Annotated in this window: 1 protein-coding gene; it reads right to left on the reverse strand. The window is 77.5% G+C overall.

Annotated features, from left to right (window positions below; translation table 11 throughout):
• Positions 1-373: 373 nt before the first annotated feature.
• On the reverse strand, positions 374-715 hold a 342-nt coding region (locus G3I42_RS24590), incomplete at its 5' end, for a helix-turn-helix domain-containing protein (RefSeq protein WP_164289383.1).

Raw genomic sequence — 715 nt, forward strand, 5'->3', positions numbered from 1 at the left:
ACGCGTCGCCCCCGCGGCCTTCCGCGAGACCCAGCAGCAGGACGCGCGCCCCCGCGAGCGCGACGCCGCGCGCGGCGAGCCCTTCGGCGAGACGGCGAACGACAGGATCGTGGCCCGGCGCGGGGGCGGTGGGGACTGCGGCGACATCACCTTCCGTCATGAACGTATATGACCTGACAAAGTGACCGGCGGAGGAGTGGACGCGGGCCCCACGCCCGACGCGCCACCCGGACGCCGCACCGGACCCCCACGCGCCACCCGGAGGCCACACCGCGTCTCCACGCGCCACCCGGACGCCGCGTCGCGGCATCACGCGCCGTTCCGATGCCGCCCCCGGACCCCGTCGTGGCCGCCCCCACCCCCGCGGTCCGCCTCACAACCGCGCCGCCTTCACCCCCATGTGCAGCAGCAGCCGGTGCTCCCCGTCGTCCAGGTCCAGCCCCGTCAGTTGCTCCACCCGCGACAGCCGGTAGTAGAGCGTCTGCCGGTGGATGCCCAGGGCCGCCGCCGTGCGGCCCGCCTGGCCCGCGTGGTCGAGGAAGACCTCCACCGTGCGGGCCAGCTCCGCGTGGGCGGGGGAGAGGAGGTCGCGCAGGACGGGATCGTGCGCCGCGCCGGGCGGGAGCGCGGTCAGGAGACGGTACGGGCCGACGGCCGACCACTGCGCGACCGGGCCCAGCACCGGCTCGGCCGCCGCCGCGCGCGCCGCCGCCGC

Origin of the sequence: Streptomyces sp. SID11385, from assembly GCF_010548245.1 — a bacterium.
Classification (GTDB): Bacteria; Actinomycetota; Actinomycetes; order Streptomycetales; family Streptomycetaceae; genus Streptomyces.